This is a genomic window from Nocardia sp. NPDC058499, from assembly GCF_042719915.1.
Taxonomy (GTDB): domain Bacteria; phylum Actinomycetota; class Actinomycetes; order Mycobacteriales; family Mycobacteriaceae; genus Nocardia.
This window is the reverse complement of the sequence record NZ_JBHXMZ010000001.1, coordinates 759,182-775,210: the sequence shown is the minus strand read 5'-3', so window position 1 is coordinate 775,210 and position 16,029 is coordinate 759,182. Positions and strand designations below refer to the sequence as shown.

General features: G+C 69.0%; 19 protein-coding genes. 10 read left to right on the top strand and 9 right to left on the bottom strand.

Annotated features, from left to right (window positions below):
* Positions 1-182 precede the first annotated feature (182 nt).
* The gene (locus ACFWPH_RS03560; protein WP_030521621.1) at positions 183-377 is read right to left on the bottom strand and encodes a hypothetical protein; all 195 of its coding nucleotides are present in this window, start codon (positions 375-377) and stop codon (positions 183-185) included.
* Positions 378-647: 270 nt separating this feature from the next.
* On the opposite strand from ACFWPH_RS03560, the gene ACFWPH_RS03555 reads away from it, so the two are divergent.
* Positions 648-1,007 carry a DUF952 domain-containing protein gene (locus ACFWPH_RS03555; protein ID WP_378747880.1) on the top strand — a complete coding sequence of 120 codons (360 nt, stop codon included), beginning with the start codon at positions 648-650 and terminating at the stop codon, positions 1,005-1,007.
* A gap of 20 nt (positions 1,008-1,027) precedes the next feature.
* Here ACFWPH_RS03555 and ACFWPH_RS03550 read toward each other — a convergent pair whose 3' ends face one another.
* Together ACFWPH_RS03550 and ACFWPH_RS03545 are read right to left on the bottom strand one after the other, a co-directional pair.
* Positions 1,028-1,699 carry a response regulator gene (locus ACFWPH_RS03550; RefSeq protein ID WP_378747879.1) on the bottom strand — a complete coding sequence of 224 codons (672 nt, stop codon included), beginning with the start codon at positions 1,697-1,699 and terminating at the stop codon, positions 1,028-1,030.
* Complete coding sequence (locus ACFWPH_RS03545; RefSeq protein WP_378747878.1) at positions 1,696-2,916, bottom strand: sensor histidine kinase; 1,221 nt, start codon at positions 2,914-2,916, stop codon at positions 1,696-1,698. The genes ACFWPH_RS03550 and ACFWPH_RS03545 overlap by 4 nt, the downstream gene beginning before the upstream one ends.
* A gap of 176 nt (positions 2,917-3,092) precedes the next feature.
* Here ACFWPH_RS03545 and ACFWPH_RS03540 point away from each other — a divergent pair, with 176 nt between their 5' ends.
* Both ACFWPH_RS03540 and eutC read left to right on the top strand, forming a co-directional pair.
* Positions 3,093-4,505, top strand: coding sequence for an ethanolamine ammonia-lyase subunit EutB (locus ACFWPH_RS03540; protein WP_378747877.1), 1,413 nt, complete (start codon positions 3,093-3,095; stop codon positions 4,503-4,505).
* 163 nt (positions 4,506-4,668) lie between these two features.
* Positions 4,669-5,493 (top strand): ethanolamine ammonia-lyase subunit EutC, encoded by an 825-nt coding sequence (eutC, locus tag ACFWPH_RS03535; protein WP_378748231.1) that lies wholly within the window; start codon positions 4,669-4,671, stop codon positions 5,491-5,493.
* A 96-nt stretch (positions 5,494-5,589) separates the two neighbouring features.
* Here the strand turns inward: eutC and ACFWPH_RS03530 are convergent, their stop codons facing one another.
* Positions 5,590-6,960, bottom strand: a complete 1,371-nt coding sequence (locus tag ACFWPH_RS03530; protein WP_378747876.1) for an RNA polymerase sigma factor — start codon at positions 6,958-6,960, stop codon at positions 5,590-5,592.
* A 168-nt stretch (positions 6,961-7,128) separates the two neighbouring features.
* Positions 7,129-7,887 carry a polyphosphate--glucose phosphotransferase gene (ppgK, locus tag ACFWPH_RS03525; RefSeq protein WP_378747875.1) on the bottom strand — a complete coding sequence of 253 codons (759 nt, stop codon included), beginning with the start codon at positions 7,885-7,887 and terminating at the stop codon, positions 7,129-7,131.
* 196 nt (positions 7,888-8,083) lie between these two features.
* Between ppgK and ACFWPH_RS03520 the strand changes: the two genes are divergently transcribed.
* A complete protein-coding gene (locus ACFWPH_RS03520) occupies positions 8,084-8,986 on the top strand; it encodes an inositol monophosphatase family protein (RefSeq protein WP_378747874.1) in 903 nt (300 codons plus the stop codon).
* A gap of 6 nt (positions 8,987-8,992) precedes the next feature.
* On the opposite strand, the gene cei is transcribed toward ACFWPH_RS03520, so the two are convergent.
* Positions 8,993-9,673, bottom strand: coding sequence for an envelope integrity protein Cei (gene cei, locus ACFWPH_RS03515; RefSeq protein ID WP_378747873.1), 681 nt, complete (start codon positions 9,671-9,673; stop codon positions 8,993-8,995).
* A 393-nt stretch (positions 9,674-10,066) separates the two neighbouring features.
* Between cei and ACFWPH_RS03510 the strand changes: the two genes are divergently transcribed.
* On the top strand, positions 10,067-10,369 hold the full coding sequence (locus ACFWPH_RS03510; RefSeq protein WP_378747872.1) for a DUF4193 domain-containing protein: 303 nt from the start codon (positions 10,067-10,069) through the stop codon (positions 10,367-10,369).
* Positions 10,370-10,382: 13 nt separating this feature from the next.
* Here ACFWPH_RS03510 and ACFWPH_RS03505 read toward each other — a convergent pair whose 3' ends face one another.
* Positions 10,383-10,859 carry a DUF3093 domain-containing protein gene (locus tag ACFWPH_RS03505; protein WP_280463029.1) on the bottom strand — a complete coding sequence of 159 codons (477 nt, stop codon included), beginning with the start codon at positions 10,857-10,859 and terminating at the stop codon, positions 10,383-10,385.
* Between the two features lie 91 nt (positions 10,860-10,950).
* Here ACFWPH_RS03505 and dut point away from each other — a divergent pair, with 91 nt between their 5' ends.
* Positions 10,951-11,445, top strand: a complete 495-nt coding sequence (gene dut / locus ACFWPH_RS03500) for a dUTP diphosphatase (protein WP_378747871.1) — start codon at positions 10,951-10,953, stop codon at positions 11,443-11,445.
* Between the two features lies 1 nt (position 11,446).
* Positions 11,447-12,412: a DUF3710 domain-containing protein gene (locus ACFWPH_RS03495; RefSeq protein ID WP_378747870.1), complete on the top strand. Its 966-nt coding sequence runs from the start codon at positions 11,447-11,449 to the stop codon at positions 12,410-12,412.
* A gap of 39 nt (positions 12,413-12,451) precedes the next feature.
* Here ACFWPH_RS03495 and ACFWPH_RS03490 read toward each other — a convergent pair whose 3' ends face one another.
* The gene (locus ACFWPH_RS03490; protein ID WP_378747869.1) at positions 12,452-13,183 is read right to left on the bottom strand and encodes an alpha/beta fold hydrolase; all 732 of its coding nucleotides are present in this window, start codon (positions 13,181-13,183) and stop codon (positions 12,452-12,454) included.
* A 91-nt stretch (positions 13,184-13,274) separates the two neighbouring features.
* Between ACFWPH_RS03490 and ACFWPH_RS03485 the strand changes: the two genes are divergently transcribed.
* From ACFWPH_RS03485 to shbA, 3 genes are all read left to right on the top strand, one after another.
* The gene (locus ACFWPH_RS03485; RefSeq protein ID WP_378747868.1) at positions 13,275-13,679 is read left to right on the top strand and encodes an OB-fold nucleic acid binding domain-containing protein; all 405 of its coding nucleotides are present in this window, start codon (positions 13,275-13,277) and stop codon (positions 13,677-13,679) included.
* Between the two features lie 3 nt (positions 13,680-13,682).
* On the top strand, positions 13,683-14,396 hold the full coding sequence (locus ACFWPH_RS03480; RefSeq protein ID WP_378747867.1) for a DUF3159 domain-containing protein: 714 nt from the start codon (positions 13,683-13,685) through the stop codon (positions 14,394-14,396).
* 125 nt (positions 14,397-14,521) lie between these two features.
* Positions 14,522-15,160, top strand: coding sequence for an RNA polymerase sigma factor ShbA (shbA, locus tag ACFWPH_RS03475; protein WP_378747866.1), 639 nt, complete (start codon positions 14,522-14,524; stop codon positions 15,158-15,160).
* A 149-nt stretch (positions 15,161-15,309) separates the two neighbouring features.
* Here the strand turns inward: shbA and ACFWPH_RS03470 are convergent, their stop codons facing one another.
* Positions 15,310-16,029: a potassium channel family protein gene (locus ACFWPH_RS03470; RefSeq protein WP_378747865.1), complete on the bottom strand. Its 720-nt coding sequence runs from the start codon at positions 16,027-16,029 to the stop codon at positions 15,310-15,312.

Here is a 16,029-nt window from a genome sequence, read left to right as displayed (position 1 = left end):
GTCGGTGGGGGGGGGGGTGGACGGGGCGTGGGGGGCTCGGGTGGTGGGTGTGGGGGGGGGGTGTGTGGGTTGGCTGGGGGCAGTCTTGCCGGGGGGGGGGGGGGGGGGCGACGGGGGGTCCCCCCGCCACGAATAAGCGGTGTTCTGTTGTTCGATGCTGTTGTGTCGGACGCGCAGACGGGTCAGAGGGCGGGAGCGGACTCCGTGTCGATCACGGCGTCCAGCTCACGCAGTCGTTCCATATGTTCGTTCGCGTGATGCTGGCAGAAGAGCAACTCGCCACCTGCGGGCAGAACGGCACGCACACGGGCCGCCGCCCCGCAGCGATCGCAGCGATCGACCGCGGTCAGTGGGGTGCTAGTCAGGGTTCCTGGCATGACTCCTCCGTCCTGGCTTCCGGCACAAAGACCGTTCACCTGGTGTGAGGCCCGTGGTCACTCCGCGGGCTCGCTTCCGCTACTTCCCAGCAGTGGTATGACTACTCTGTCAGACGTTCCGGGCATTGGGTTTGTTCCCTGTGGGGAACGACTGTGTTTTCCCTAACACGACCAGCGGTTTCCGCCTGTGGCGAACACCTCCGGCCGGGCGTGGAATACCGGTGTCCCGCTGCCCTGTACGACTGTCGAGTTGTGTATCGGAGGTTACCCGTGCCCTGTGACACTCACACCCTTGTTCACCTCTGTTCTCCCGGTGAGTGGGCCACCGCACGGCAATTCGGCGCGCACCGGCCGGCCTCCCTGGCCACCGAGGGCTTCGTGCACCTGTCGGTGCCGCACCATGTGCACCTGCCGGCAAACCGGCTTTTCGCGGGCCGATCAGATATGGTGCTGCTCCGGCTCGACCCCGCGCGACTGAACGCCCCGGTGCGGTGGGAGCCGGGCGTTCCCGGCGACGATCCCGCGCTGCGGTTCCCGCACCTGTACGGCCCGCTGCCGGTGCAGGCAGTGATCGGCGTGGAACCTTATAGGCCCGGCCCGGATGGGCTGTACCCGCCATTGACCGGCTGACCGGACCGATTGCGCCAGCATTACAGCCAGGCGCCCGATTCGTCCTCCGGCTCCACGGCCAGTTCCCGGGCGAGGATCGCGGCCTGCACCCGGGACCGGAGTCCCAGTTTGGCCAGTATCCGCGAGACATGCGTTTTCACCGTCGTCTCCCCGATGAACAGCCGGGCGGCGATCTGCGCGTTGGACAATCCGGCGCCCAAACAGTCCAGGACCTCGCGCTCCCGGCCGGTCAGATCGGCCAAGCCCGGGGGTGGCTCCGGCCGGGGCGAGGAGTTCGTACTCGCGAAGGCCTGGATCACCGCGCGGGTCACCTCCGGCGCGAGGACACCGTCTCCGGCGGCGACCGACCGGACCGCCTCGATCAGCGCCGGTCCCGACGCGGATTTCAGGACGAAACCGCCGGCCCCAGCACGGAGGCTGCCGAACACGTATTCGTCGAGGTCGAAGGTGGTCAGCACGAGGACCCGAGCCAGGTCGTCGCCGGTGATCCGGGCAGTCGCGGCGATACCGTCCATCCCGGGCATCCGTACGTCCATCAGCACCACATCGGGTCGCAGGGCGCGGGCCTGGGCGAGCGCGACCGCTCCGTCGGCTGCCTCGCCCACCACTTCGATATCGCCGGCGGTGTCCAGGATCATGCGCAGCCCGGCCCGGATCGCCGCGTGATCGTCGGCGAGGAGCACCCGGATCACAGTGGTTCTCCCACGGGTTCCGCGGTCGCGGTGAACGGCAGTCGTGCCTGCACCCACCAGCACCCGGATTCCGGGCCGGACCGGAAGGTGCCGCCGAGCGCGGTCGCGCGTTCGCGCATATTCGCCAGGCCGCGCGGCTCCACGCCGGTATCGAGGGCGGCCGGTGCTGTTTCCTCGACAGGGAGCGGGTTACACACTGTCAGGACGAGCGTTCCGGTCTCGGTGTGCACCTCGATATCGACCTCCTGTCCGGGTGCGTGCTTCATCGCGTTGGTAACAGCTTCCTGGACGATCCGGTACGCCGCCTGATCGACCGCGCCTGCCACCGGGTGACCCACCGTGTCTTGTCGTACCCGCACCCGCATACCTGCCTGCCGGGCCACCGCGACCAGTCCCGGCAACTGGGCCAGCCGGCCCGGCGCGGTGGTTTCGGCCGCATCGTCGTCCCGGCGCAGCAGCCCGATCATGGTCCGCATTTCCTGCAGGCCCTCGACACTGTTGGTGCGGATGGCGGTCAGGATGCCGGTGAGCCGCGGATCGGTGCCGGTTCCGTTCATACCCGCCAGTGCCGCCTCGGAGTGCAGGGCGATCGCCGACAGATGCCCGGCGATCACATCGTGCAGATCGCGGGCCATGGCCTTGCGTTCGTCGGCCACCGCCGCCCGGCGGTCCAGTTCCGCCACCTGCGTCAGTGCCCGCCGGCGGGCGCGTTCGGCCGCGGCGGTCTCCATATGTGCGCGAACCGTGAGCCCCCACCACAAAGAGGTGCCGACGAAGGCCGCTGCCATGATCAGCGCCAGCACCATGAAACGCCAGTTCTCGGTCATCGCCAGCACCACGCCCGCGGCCGTCGCGGACAGCGCCAGCCATGCCACCACCGCCCCCTGCATCTGGCGCCGGGTGCCGTAGACGACCGCCGCATAGATCAGGTCGGAGTAGACGAGCCACACCGGCAGCGTCGGCCCGAGCATCAGATCGAACGCCAGCGGGATCAGCCCGGCCACCATGGCGGTGATCGGCGCCCGCCGCCGCACCAGCAGCACCGCGCACACCATCGCCAGCAGCGCGAAACGTGGCGCCAGCGGTGTGGACGGGCCGTCGGCGGAGATGAACAACATATGGAAGCCGGCCAGGTACAGCAGTGCACCGAACGCGAACCAGACGACCGCGATGACGATGTCCTTGCCCGTCGCCGATAATGCCGACCACCGTTGCATTCCTCAATCTCAGCACACGGCCGGCCGCGCGGAGTCCATCGAAATAACGATCCGCCGTCGCAGCGAACACACCCCCGCATCGCTCGGTACCGTTCATGGTCACGGCGTATTTCGGCCGTATGCGTTCTCGGCCCGCCGCGCCGGTGAGCAGCGGCCCAGACGGAGGGGACCGGCGGATGACTGTCTACACCCAGCAGCTGGGCGGTACGAGTTATCGATTCGACGGCCTGGTGGAGGTGCTGGCCAAGGCCACCCCGCGCCGTAGCGGTGACGAACTGGCCGGGTGTGCCGCGACCACGGATGCCGAGCGGGCTGCGGCCCAGTGGGCGCTGGCCGATCTCCCGTTGACCGAGTTCCTGGCACAGCCGGTGGTGCCGTACGAGACCGACGAGGTGACCCGGCTGATCATGGACACCCACGATCGGAGCGCGTTCGCGCCGATCGCCTCCTGCACTGTGGGGGATCTGCGCGATCATCTGCTGAGTATCGCGGCCGGCGACGGGATCTCGGATCCGGCCGCGACCCTGCGCGATCTGGCGCCCGGTCTCACCCCGGAGATGGTCGCGGCGGTCGCCAAGATCATGCGGAACCAGGATCTCATCGCGGTGGCGCGGGCGGTCCGGGTGCAGTCGGCCTTCCGGACGACCATCGGGCTGCCCGGTACGCTCGCTACCCGATTACAGCCCAATCACCCGACCGACGATCCGCGCGGTATCGCGGCCGCCGTGCTGGACGGGCTGCTGCTCGGCTGCGGCGACGCGGTGATCGGGATCAATCCCGCCACCGATTCCCCACGGGCCGCCACCGAACTGCTGGCGCTGCTCGACGATATCCGCACCCGTTTCGACATCCCCGCCCAATCCTGCGTCCTGGCCCATGTCACGACCACCATCGAGCTGATCGCCGCGGGGGCACCGGTGGATCTGGTGTTCCAGTCGGTGGCGGGGACACAGGCCGCGAACGCCGCGTTCGGGGTGGATCTGGCGTTGCTGCGGGAAGCCGAGGACGCCGGGCGCTCCCTGCGCCGCGGCAGCGCCGGCGATAACGTCATGTACTTCGAAACCGGCCAGGGCTCGGCATTGTCGGCGGGCGCGCATCTGGGTACGGGCGGGAAGCCGGTGGATCAGCAGACGCTGGAGGCGCGGGCCTACGCGGTGGCGCGCGAACTGCGACCGCTCCTGGTGAACACCGTGGTCGGGTTCATCGGGCCGGAATATCTGTACGACGGCAAACAGATCGTCCGCGCGGGCCTCGAGGACCATTTCTGCGGCAAACTGCTGGGCCTGCCGATGGGGGTGGATGTCTGCTACACCAACCACGCCGAAGCCGACCAGGACGATATGGATACCCTGCTCACCTTGCTGGGTGCCGCCGGATGCGCCTTCGTCATCGCGGTGCCCGGCGCCGACGATGTGATGCTCGGGTATCAGAGCCTGAGTTTCCACGACGCGCTCTACGCGCGCCGGGTGCTCGGTCTGCGGCCGGCCCCCGAATTCGCGGGCTGGCTGGACCGGCTCGGGATGCTCGACGAAACGGGCCGGGTGCGGGCGATACCGCCGTCCGCCTCGCCGTTGCGCGCCCTGTTGTAGAGGCGGCAGCGAACCGGTCCCGGCGTCGCCACCGGGCGGGCCGGTTCCCGCAGCGGTGCCGGCGTGCCGAAGGCGTGTACGACCCCGCCGGCTCAGACTCGACGCAGCGCGGCGCAGGCGGTTCGGGGGGATGATGAATCGGGTCAGAAAGGGCGTGGTGACCATGGGAATCGGCAGCGACGGAGATCGGGCGGAGACCGCCGCCGGCCATTCGTTCTGGACCGGATTACGCACGCTCACCCAGGCGCGGATCGGCTTGGGCCGGGCCGGTGACGCACTGCCGACCCGGCAGGTGCTCGAATTCGCCGCGGCGCATGCCCGCGCCCGCGACGCGGTGCATACGGCGCTGGACGTAACCACCTTCTCGGCGCGGGTCGCAGCCCTCGGTCTCGGTGAACCGGTTCACGTACCGAGCCGGGCGCGGGACCGCGCCGAATACCTGCGTCGCCCCGACCTGGGACGGCTCCCGGCCGAGGGACCGATTCCACTCGACCCGATCCCGTCCGGCGCCGAAAACGGGCCTTCCATCGGCGTGGTTCTCGCGGACGGCCTTTCGTCCCGGGCTCTCACCGAGCACGGTCCGTCACTGCTCGAGGCGATCGTGGAACTACTGCGGCCGCGCTATTCGGTCGCCGTGCCCGTGGTAGCCACGCAGGCCCGGGTCGCACTCGGCGACCATATCGGTGCCGCGCTCGGAGTGGCGACCGTTCTCGTGCTGATCGGGGAGCGTCCCGGCCTATCGGTCGCGGACAGTCTCGGCATCTATCTCACCCACCGGCCGCGTCCGGGGGCCACCGACGCGGACCGCAACTGCGTTTCGAATATCCATCCACCGGAAGGCCTCGGTTACCGGCGCGCCGCGGAGGTGACGGCGGGCCTGGTCGCCGGCGCGCACCGGCTCGGCCGCTCCGGTGTCGAACTGAAGGATATGTCCCGGGATCCGGTGTTGCCGGGGCCCGCGGCGCCCCTCGAAGACGGCGGGCGGTGACCCGGCTCCGGACACGCCACGGCCCCTGAGCATCGCGGGAACCGGAGGTTCCGGCGTGTTCAGGGGCCGTAGCGTGGAGCAGGTGCCCGAAGTTCCTCAGTCGAGGTAGTCGCGCAGGACCTGGGAGCGGCTCGGATGGCGCAGCTTGCTCATGGTCTTGGATTCGATCTGCCGGATACGTTCGCGGGTGACCCCGTACACCTGGCCGATCTCGTCGAGGGTCCGCGGCTGGCCGTCGGTGAGGCCGAACCGCAGCCGCACTACGCCCGCCTCACGTTCGGACAGGGTCTCCAGCACCGACTGCAGCTGATCCTGCAGCAGGGTGAAGCTCACCGCGTCCACCGCGACCACGGCCTCGGAATCCTCGATGAAATCACCGAGCTGGCTGTCGCCCTCGTCGCCGATGGTCTGATCCAGCGAAATGGGTTCCCGGGCGTACTGCTGGATCTCCAGCACCTTCTCCGGGGTGATATCCATTTCCTTCGCCAGTTCCTCCGGGGTGGGTTCGCGACCCAGATCCTGGAGCAGCTCGCGCTGGATACGGCCCAGCTTGTTGATGACCTCGACCATATGCACCGGGATACGGATGGTGCGGGCCTGATCGGCCATGGCGCGGGTGATGGCCTGACGGATCCACCAGGTGGCGTATGTGGAGAACTTGTAGCCCTTGGTGTAGTCGAACTTCTCCACCGCGCGGATGAGACCCAGGTTGCCCTCCTGGATCAGGTCCAGGAAGGCCATACCGCGGCCGGTGTAGCGCTTCGCGAGCGATACCACCAGGCGCAGGTTCGCCTCGAGCAGGTGGTTCTTGGCGCGGTTGCCGTCGCGGACGATCCAGTTGAAATCGCGGCGGATCGCAACCGGCGGCTTTTCCCCGGCCTCGGTGAACTCGCGCATCTTCTCGGCCGCGTAGAGGCCGGCCTCGATCCGCTTGGCGAGTTCGACCTCCTCCTCGGCATTGAGCAGCGCGACCTTACCGATCTGCTTGAGGTAGGCGCGTACCGAATCCGCGGAGGCGGTGAGTTCGGCGTCCTTACGGGCCTGGCGCAGCGCCTCGGATTCTTCCTCGTCCCAGACGAAATCACCGGAGGCCTTATCGGCCGCGGTGGGTTCGGCGGTCTCGGCCTCGGGTTCCTCCCCGGCGACCTCGGCCACCAGTTCGTCGCCCTCGTCGGTGAGATCGTCTTCGGAGACCTCGAGATCCCCGAGATCGGCCACATCCAGCGATTCGTCGTCCGGCTGCTCCTCACCCGGGCCGGGCGCGCCTGCGCTACCGGCCTTCTTCGCAGGGGCCTTCTTGGCCGCGCCCTTCTTGGCGGCCGCTTTTTTCGCGGGAGCCTTCTTGGCGGCGGCTTTCTTGGCCGGGGCCTTCTTGGCCACGGCCTTGCGGGCCGGGCGTGCCGCGGGAACTTCCGTGGCCTCGGCGTCGGCCGATTCGGCTGTCTGACGGGTATTCGTGGCTACCACGTACGCCCTTTCGTGACGGTCTCGTGCGGCGTCACGCCAGAGTAGTATTCCGGCGGAGCGGTCTGTCGGGTTTACCGGCTAAAACGCCGGTCGGGTGTCCGGCTCACCGCCGGGGTCCTTCCATTGTAACGATCCACCAGTGTGCCCCTGCCTGCGCGGCGGACATCTTCAGGGGGTGATTCCGGCATCGACAGCCATGGCCGCGCCCACGATACCCGCTGTATTGCGCAGATCGGCCGGGATCACCCGGGTGCGGTTGGTGAGCAGTGGAATCCACTGGTCGGCGTCGCGGCTGATCCCGCCACCGGCGACGAAAACCGTCGGCCAGAACAGGTCCTCCAGCCCGCGCAGCACCGTACTGACCCGGGCCGCCCATTCGGGATAGCTCAGATCTTCGCGTTCCTTCACCGAGGCCGCGGCCCGGTGTTCGGTTTCCATACCGCCGATCTCGAGATGGCCGAGTTCGGTATTCGGGACCAGGTTCCCGTTGTTGAGCAGTGCCGACCCGATTCCGGTGCCGAAGGTCAGCAGCAGGACCAGGCCGTCGATATCGCGGGCGGCTCCGAAACGGTCCTCCGCCAGCCCCGCCGCGTCGGCATCGTTGAGGACCGTGACCTCCCGGCCGTCGAGGGCACCGGAGAACAGGGTCCGGGCGTCGGTACCGATCCAGGATTTGTCGACATTGGCGGCGGTGTGGGCGACGCCGTCGAGGACGACACACGGCAGCGTGAGCCCCACCGGACCGTCCCAGTCCGCCTGGGCGATGAGTTGCGCGACGGCCGTGGCGACCGCGTCCGGAGTGGACGGTTGCGGGGTGGCGATCTTGATGCGTTCGTGCCGGAGTTCCCCGGTGTCGAGGTCGACCGCGGCGCCCTTGACGCCACTGCCGCCGATATCGATCCCGAACGCGTGCCGTCGAGCGGACATGCGAGTTTCCCTCGTTCCCTGTGCTGGCTGCTGTCGTCCGGCGCCGGGGTATGCGCGAGTACTCGAACGGCGCTGATCCGCCACTCGGCCCGCGCTGGCCGCCCCCGGGCCGACTCGGGCCGGTGTGGTGTGCACGACAAGAGTAATGTGCGCGCCCGCATGCCCGGACCGCAGGATCTGTGCTGCGATGGTGGGCGTGCCGGAATCGATTTGGTCCCTGACCGCTGCCACCGAACCCGCTCCCACCGACGCCGTGCTGCTGCGCCGGATCGCGACCCATCTCGCCGGTATCGCCGCCGCCCATGTCCGGGCCCGCCGGCCCGAGGTATTCGGGCCCTCCGGCGTAGCGGATACCGCGGTCCGCACCAAGAGCACCCCGACCGACCCGGTGACCGTCGTCGATACCGAAACCGAACAGCTGATCCGCGACGAACTGGCCCGGCTGCGCCCCGGCGATCACATCCTCGGCGAGGAAGGTGGCGGCGATCTCTCCGCGGCCGGCGACGACGACGTGGTCTGGGTGGTCGACCCGATCGACGGCACGGTCAACTTCCTGTACGGCATACCCGCGTACGCGGTCTCGGTGGCCGCCGTACGCGCCGGGCGCCCGGTGGCCGGTGCGGTGGCCGATATCGCCGCCTCGACGGTGTACGCCGCCGGAGCGGGCCTGGGAGCCGACCGGATCGGCCCGGGCGGAAAGGCGACCACGCTGCGCTGTAACCCGGTGCGCTCGGCGCGACTGGCGCTGGTCGCCACCGGCTTCGGCTACGGCGTCGCGCGGCGGACCCGGCAGGCCGCCTACGTCGCCGAACTGCTGCCCCATGTGCGCGATATCCGCCGCATCGGCGCGGCCGCACTGGATTTGTGCATGGTCGCCGAGGGCCGGGTCGACGCCCATTACGAGCACGGGCTCAACCCCTGGGATTGGGCGGCCGGTGGGCTGATCGCCGCCGAGGCCGGCGCGGTGCTGCGCCTGCCTCCGCTGGCGACCGCGGGATCCGCGGGCGCACTGGTGGTGGCCGCCGCGCCCGGGATCAGCGAGGAACTGTTCGCCTTGCTGGACCGGCTGGAGTTGTCGGCGCCGATTCCGGACGCCTGAGCGCGCTCAGCAGCGCGCGGTCCGGGCCGCCTCGAGCATATCGGGGTCGATTTCCGGGCTTTCGCCGCTCACCGGGTTCTTCAGTGACCGCAGCACCTCTTCGGCGTCGTTGTTGGGTTGCAGATCACCGCCGAACACTGCGCCCAGGACCAGATCGACGCTGTTGTCGCTGCGCTTGTCCTCGACGAGTTCGGCACACGGCACGGCCAGCTGGACGGCGGCCGCGACCGGGCGACCGCTCTCGCCGAACCGGATCTGCCCAGTGCATTCGAGATCACCGTTGGCATATATCGGATCGTTACCATAGGGGTCGCCGGATACGCTGCGGAACCCGAGGTCGCCGAGTTGCGCGGCCACATGCGCGGCCTGCCCGCGCTGGCCGTTGGCGTTGAGGACGCGCACCTTCGTCTCCGCCATCGGAGCGGGTTCCACGTCTGCCAGCGAGTCCGCGCTCAGCCGCTGCCCGGGCAGCGGCTGCGGGGCCGCCTTGGGGTCGGTGGCCGGACTCGGCGCATTACAGGCCATCGGCGTGTAGTCGTCGTCCTTGGTGGTCAGGGCACTGGTCCACAGAGCTGCGGAGATCAGCGTGAGCACAACGACCAGAATGAGCCAGGGGCGCATCCGCCGGCGCGGGTAGGGACGGCCTTTGGCATCCGTCGAACTGCCTTCGGTGATCAGTGAAACCACGTCGATACTGTACGTACCCGAGTCCGGGGTCCGCGCATTACCCAGTCGCCGGCGGGCGCGCCGGACCGGCGCCTCGCACGGCGCCGTGACCCCGCGTATCGATTGCCCGGCGGTTTCGACACGGCTGGGTTTCGATTGCGACAATTTCCGCACGGTCCGCTATTGTCTGCCCGCCCAGACCGAAACATCGGTGAGTAAATCGGCGATCGGTCGCGGGAACAAGCAGGGCAACTCACGCGTTGTCCGGACGCTATCGGCGGTGTGTCCACAGATTCACGCTGATAGGAGACCGGTACGCATGTGAAGTGCACCACCGGCGGGGCGGCTGCCGCGGTCGAAACCGATGGCGTACGCCGATCCGGATATACGGAGTAAGGACGAGGGGAAGACGACATGGCAACCGACTATGACGCACCGAGGCGCACCGAAACCGACGATGTTTCGGAGGATTCGCTCGAGGAGCTGAAGGCGCGTCGCAACGAAGCCCAGTCCGCCGTCGTGGATGTCGACGAATCCGATACCGCGGAGTCGTTCGAGCTCCCCGGCGCGGACCTGTCCGAGGAAGTGCTGACAGTTCGGGTGGTCCCGAAACAGGCCGACGAGTTCACCTGTTCGAGCTGCTTCCTGGTACATCACCGCAGCCGCCTGGCCAGTGAGGCCGGCGGTCGGATGATCTGCATGGATTGCGCGGCCTGACGGCGGCGCGAGGTCATTCCGCGCTCGGGATTCCGAGCGCGGCCAGTACCTCTTCGGGCCGGCGCGTACTGACCAGCCAGTACGGCGTCGGGTCATCCGGATCGTCGAGCACCAGTAGCACCATGGTGCCGATCCACGGGCGATGCTGGACATAGGCGGCCGGGTCGAGCTGGCGGCCCAGGGCTGCGGTCTTGGCGCTGCGGGGCACCACCGTCGCACGGGATACGAACGAGACCGGCAGATGCGCTCGGTCGACGCGCAGTTCCGGTGTTCCGCTGCTGTCGGCAGCGACCTCGACCCGATGCCGGCTGAACCAGAGCAGAACCCAGACCGGGATCGGGAGCAGCAGCACGTACGGCAGCCAGGCCCGCAGGCCGGGCGCTCCCATATGGACCTCCGCGGCGAGCAGGGCGGCGAGTGCGAAGCCCACCGGCCACCACCACAGCGGTACCCAGAGGCGCTCGCGATGGACAGGTGGCGCCGGCCGCACGGAGTGGCCGGATTCGGTGAGTCGGGGCTGGTCGGACACGACTCCACACTAAGCGACATGCCCGCCGGGTCTGCGCGTAGGCTGGTCGGACGTGAACGCACTCTCACCGATACCACTGCTCCGGCTGGATCCGGGGATTCCCATGCCCAGTCGCGCCCACGACGGCGATGCGGGCGTGGACCTGTGCACCGCCGAGGATGTCGTCCTGGAGCCGGGAGAGCGGGTGCTGGTCGGTACCGGTATCGCGATCGCGCTGCCGGTGGGCACGGTCGGGCTCATCCATCCCCGGTCCGGTCTGGCCGCCAAGACGGGTCTGTCCGTGGTGAACACGCCGGGAACGATCGACGCCGGATACCGCGGTGAGATCAAGGTGTGCCTGATCAACCACGATCCACGGACACCCATCGAATTGCGCCGCGGCGACCGGATCGCGCAGTTGCTGGTGCAACGTGTGGAACTGGTCGATTTCGTGGCGGTGGACCGGCTCGACGATTCCGTGCGCGGCGCGGGCGGGTACGGGTCCAGCGGGGGACACGCGAGTTTGATGCCGAACGGTGCCGACGGCGCCCACGGCAAGGAGGCCTGACATGTTCGGACGACGGAAATCGGGCGGACGCAGATCCGAGGACGAACGGTACGACACCGGCGAATACCGCACCGGCGAGTATCAGGGCGAGTACGACGACTACGACAACTACGACGACGGCGGATATCACCGCGCCGCCGACGAGCAATACCCCGGTGACCACGACGACAGCTACGACGACGGGTACGGCGGCGCCGCCTACAGCGACGCCTACGACGCGGCGATCGACGATCCCGATACCGAACCGCACCGGCGGGGTCCCTACGACTACGACGATGTCGCCGAGGTGCTGGCGGAATTCACCGATACCCGGCTCGATCTCGGTTCGGTGATCCTGCCGGTACCGCCGGGCGGGCAGCTGCAGGTGGAGATGACCCCGCAGGGCACCCCGCAGGCGGTGCATCTGGCCACCGAACACGGGCGGATCACGGTCGCGGCCTATGCCGCACCGAAATCCAAGGGGCAGTGGCGCACCGTGGCGGCCGACCTCGCGGAATCGCTGCGCAAGGACGGCGCCCGGGTCTCGGTGGAGAAGGGGCCGTGGGGCCGCGAACTGGTCGCCGTCACTGAGGGGGCCGATCTGCGGTTCATCGGTGTGGACGGTTACCGGTGGATGATTCGCCTGGTGGCGGCCGGCCCGTCGGGGTCCACCGCGGTCGGCAGCCCGCTGGTGGCCGCGGCTCGGGCGGTGCTCAGCGAAACGATCATCCGCCGCGGCACCGATGCGCTCCCGGTACGGGAACCGCTGCCGGTGGTGCTCCCGCAACAGCTCGCCGAGCAGCTCACCGCGGCCCATCAGCAACAGCAGCAACAACAACAGCAGGCCCAGCAGGCGCAGCAAACCGCCGCCGTGCAGCAGAACACCCCGCGACCGGCGCAGACCGGTTCGGTGCTGCCTCCCCAGCAGCCACAACAGCCGCGGCGTGGGGCCGAGGGTTCGGCGATGCAGCAGCTCGGCCGCGGCTGATTACCTCCTCTTCAGGGGCGGCCGGGGGGCCGTGTTCGGTCAGCGGGCGTACCGCAAGCCGAGCCGGCCCACTACCGCGGGATCGGCGCCGAGTTCGTCGAGGGTGATCTCGGTGATCACCGAGCGCGGCGCGCGGCGCGCCCACTCCCGGCCCACGGCGACCGGATGCACCGGATCGTCCGCGGCCGCGATCACCGCCAGCGGGACCGCCAGCGTGTCCAGCAGCGTCGCTTCCGGCCATTTGTACTGGGCGGCTTCCTCCAGGGCGTCCGGCAGCCCGGGCCACTGCGAGCGCCAGGAACGCGTGAGTGCGTCGGCGAGCCAGCGCGGGCTGCTCGCCCGCATCCGGGTGACGACCGGTTCGAGACCCTCCGCGCGCAGTTGTGCGGCGGTGACCGAGGCGCTGAGAGTGGCGGGGCAATGCGCCGTATCGGGGCCGGTCCAAGCCGGCAGCGCGGCGATAACGCCCGCCACGTCCTCGGTTGCGCGGCGGCCGGCCCATTCGAGCGCTACCGCCGCCCCCAGGGAGATACCCGCGGCCAGGACCGGGCCACGGGCAGCGGCGGTATCCAGGGCGGCGAGGTAGCCGGCGATCACCGCGCCCGGTTCGGGGTCGACCGCTATCAGCTCGAGCCCGCGGGCGGTGCAGGCGGGCTCGAAGGCGCGTCGGGCGAAATGCGCATCGGAGCCGGTGCCGGGAAGCGCGACCACGACTGCCGGACGTGGGGAATCGAACACCGGACCGAGCGTAGCGGTGCCGCCGGTACCCATCTACAGTGGCGGGTACGGCCACAGCCGGGCCGTAGCAGAGAATCTCGGATGACGTGCGACCCACGCCGTCCGCGCAGCAGGAGAGCAAGCGATGTCTTCCTCGGCCGGAAGAAAAGCGGGCGCCAAGTCCGCAACAGGATATTTTCGCAGGCTCGGCCGCAGGTTGACCGAGGATCTCGATCAGCTCGACGCCGAGCAACTGGCGGAGTCGGCGGACGCTTCGGGCGCCTGCCGGGTCTCGGAGTGCCGACGCGGTGAGGAGGCGACGATGCTGGGCAGATTGCGCAGCGTCGATTCCTGTCCGCAGGCCGCCGGTGCGAATGTGCAGGCGGAGTTCTTCGACGGCACCGATGCCATCACGCTGGTGTGGATCGGGCGACGCCGGATTCCCGGTATCGAATCGGGCCGGCGCATCATGGTGCGCGGCCGTATCGGTGAACGCGAGGGCCGCAAGGTGATCTACAACCCCTACTACGAATTGCGCGGAAACAGCTGACGCATGGCATCGAGCGACGAGTACGCCACCACGCCGCTACCGCGGACCGTCCCCGCACCGGAATCGTCCGCGGACGATGTACCGGATGAGGAGCGCGCCGAGCCCGCGCAGCAGACCCTGCTGGAACAGCTGGGCGGTTTCTCCGGGCTGATCTACTCCACCCTGCCGGTGCTGGTCTTCGTTCCGGCGAACGCGTTACTCGGGCTCACCGTGGCGATCTGGGCGGCATTGGGCGTCGCGGGGGCCGTGCTGGTCTGGCGGCTGGTGCGGCGGGAACCGATCCAACCGGCGATTTCCGGATTCCTGGGCGTCGGGATCTGCGCGTTGATCGCCTGGCGGGTGGGGGAGGCCAAGGGCTTCTTCCTGTTCGGCATCTACACCAGCCTCGTCTACGGGGCCGCCTTCCTGATCTCGATACTGATCCGCCGCCCGCTCGTCGGCGTGGTGTGGGGCGTACTCAACGGCCACGGCGTCGGCTGGCGCACCGATTCCCGGGTGGTCCGGCTCTACGATGCGGCAACCGCCGCCTGGGTGCTCGTTTTCGGCGCCCGCTACCTGGTGCAGCACCATCTGTACGCGGCCGACAGCACGGGCTGGCTCGCCGCCGCCCGGATCGCGATGGGCTGGCCACTCACCGCACTGGCCCTCGTGGTGACCGTCTGGGCGGTACGCCGGGCCGGGCATCTGCCGGCCTCCTCGGCACGGCACGCCGCCTGACCCGAACATTCGCGGCATGCGCTCGCCCGCCAGGGTGGCGGATGACCCACCCTTTGGTGTCTATCCCGACAGCGCCGTTCATCGGACGATCGTTACAGAAGACGATCTGCCGAGAGGACTGGCGAATGCGTACCGAGCAGCACACGATCACACGTCCGGAGCGGGGGCGTGAGCATCCGGTGCGGTCACAGAGCCGCCTGGTGTCCGCCGAACTCGATCTCCTGGTCGAACCCGCGGCCGCCGGTGACCGCCGCGCGGTAGCCGAAATCCTGCGGCTGGTGCAACCCCTGGTACAGCGCTACTGCCGTACCCGGCTGGGCAACCCGGCCCATCTCCATGTGACGGCCGACGATGTGACCCAGGAAGTCCTGATGGCCACCGTCGCCGCGATTCCCCGCTATCGAGACCAGGGGAAATCGTTCCTCGCCTTCGTCTACGGAATTGCGGCGAACAAGGTGTCCGATGCCTTTCGCGGGGCACAGGTCCACCCCGCCTATCCCGTAGCGGATATTCCCGAGCTGGCGTCGACGGCGGCGGGTCCGGAGGAATGGGCGCTGGCGGCCGAACGGGGCGCGGTGGCCCGCGAGCTCATGCAGCAGCTGAATCCGGTGCACCGGAAGGTGCTGGTGATGCGGATCGTGCTCGGTTTGAGCGCGGCCGAAACCGCGGCAGAACTGGGTACCAGCGCGGGGGTCGTCCGGGTCATGCAGTACCGGGCACTGAACAAACTGCGGGCCCGTGCCGAACGGCCCGTTGCCGCGTGAAATATCGGAGGCGCTCCGCGCCTCGAGGTCGGGGCCCTATCAACCCGGTTCTTCACTCCTCCGCTTCGCTCCCCCGCTCCGTCGCTCCAGAACCGGGCGCGCCCCGACCGAGGAACTTAGACCGTCCGGGGATGCTCGAAATGTGGTGGTCAGTATTCGGCGTCCTGCGAGGGCGTGAGGCCCGTTGCGGCGGCCGTGGATTCGGCGGCGCCGATCGGTGCCAGCACCGAGCGCAGTTCCTCCTCCGCCTCGGCGGAGGCGACGAACAGCAGTTCGTCGTCGCCTTCGAAGGGATCGTCGGGCTGCGGCACGATCACCCGCCCGCCACGAAGGATGGTGACCAAGGCGGAATCGCGCGGCAGCCGCAGACTGCGGACCGGTTTGCCGGCCAGCGTGGTATCGGGCGGCAGGGTGAGTTCGACGAGGTTCGCCTGACCCTGCCGCAGCGTCATCAACCGGACCAGGTCGCCCACCGTGACCGCCTCCTCGACCAGCGACGCCAGCAGTCGCGGGGTCGAGACCGCGACATCGACACCCCACGCCTCGTCGAAGAGCCATTCGTTACGGGGATCGTTGACCCGGGCCACCACCCGGCGTACCCCGAACTCGGTCTTGGCCAGCAGGCTGTGCACCAGGTTGGCTTTGTCGTCGCCGGTGGCAGCGATGACGACCTCGTAGTCCTGCAGGCCCGCGTCCTCCAGCAGTTGTAGTTCGCAGGCGTCGGCGTGCACCCAGACGGCGTCCTGCACCGAATCCCGGTCGATATGGTCGAGCTGGCGTTCGAGCAGCATGACCGTGTGCCCCGACCGCAGCAGCTCGCGCGCGATGGAGCGGCCGACGGCCCCGGCTCCGGCAATGGCCACCTTCAT

Excerpts from the sequence above, each read along its gene's own strand:
- ACFWPH_RS03560 (WP_030521621.1), bottom strand. The coding sequence starts at position 377 with ATGCCAGGAACCCTGACTAGCACCCCACTGACCGCGGTCGATCGCTGC.
- ACFWPH_RS03545 (WP_378747878.1), bottom strand. The coding sequence starts at position 2,916 with ATGCAACGGTGGTCGGCATTATCGGCGACGGGCAAGGACATCGTCATC.
- ACFWPH_RS03540 (WP_378747877.1), top strand. The coding sequence starts at position 3,093 with ATGACTGTCTACACCCAGCAGCTGGGCGGTACGAGTTATCGATTCGAC.
- eutC (WP_378748231.1), top strand. The coding sequence starts at position 4,669 with ATGGGAATCGGCAGCGACGGAGATCGGGCGGAGACCGCCGCCGGCCAT.
- ppgK (WP_378747875.1), bottom strand. The coding sequence starts at position 7,887 with ATGTCCGCTCGACGGCACGCGTTCGGGATCGATATCGGCGGCAGTGGC.
- ACFWPH_RS03510 (WP_378747872.1), top strand. The coding sequence starts at position 10,067 with ATGGCAACCGACTATGACGCACCGAGGCGCACCGAAACCGACGATGTT.
- ACFWPH_RS03495 (WP_378747870.1), top strand. The coding sequence starts at position 11,447 with ATGTTCGGACGACGGAAATCGGGCGGACGCAGATCCGAGGACGAACGG.
- ACFWPH_RS03490 (WP_378747869.1), bottom strand. The coding sequence starts at position 13,183 with ATGGGTACCGGCGGCACCGCTACGCTCGGTCCGGTGTTCGATTCCCCA.
- ACFWPH_RS03485 (WP_378747868.1), top strand. The coding sequence starts at position 13,275 with ATGTCTTCCTCGGCCGGAAGAAAAGCGGGCGCCAAGTCCGCAACAGGA.
- ACFWPH_RS03480 (WP_378747867.1), top strand. The coding sequence starts at position 13,683 with ATGGCATCGAGCGACGAGTACGCCACCACGCCGCTACCGCGGACCGTC.
- shbA (WP_378747866.1), top strand. The coding sequence starts at position 14,522 with ATGCGTACCGAGCAGCACACGATCACACGTCCGGAGCGGGGGCGTGAG.
- ACFWPH_RS03470 (WP_378747865.1), bottom strand. The coding sequence starts at position 16,029 with ATGAAGGTGGCCATTGCCGGAGCCGGGGCCGTCGGCCGCTCCATCGCG.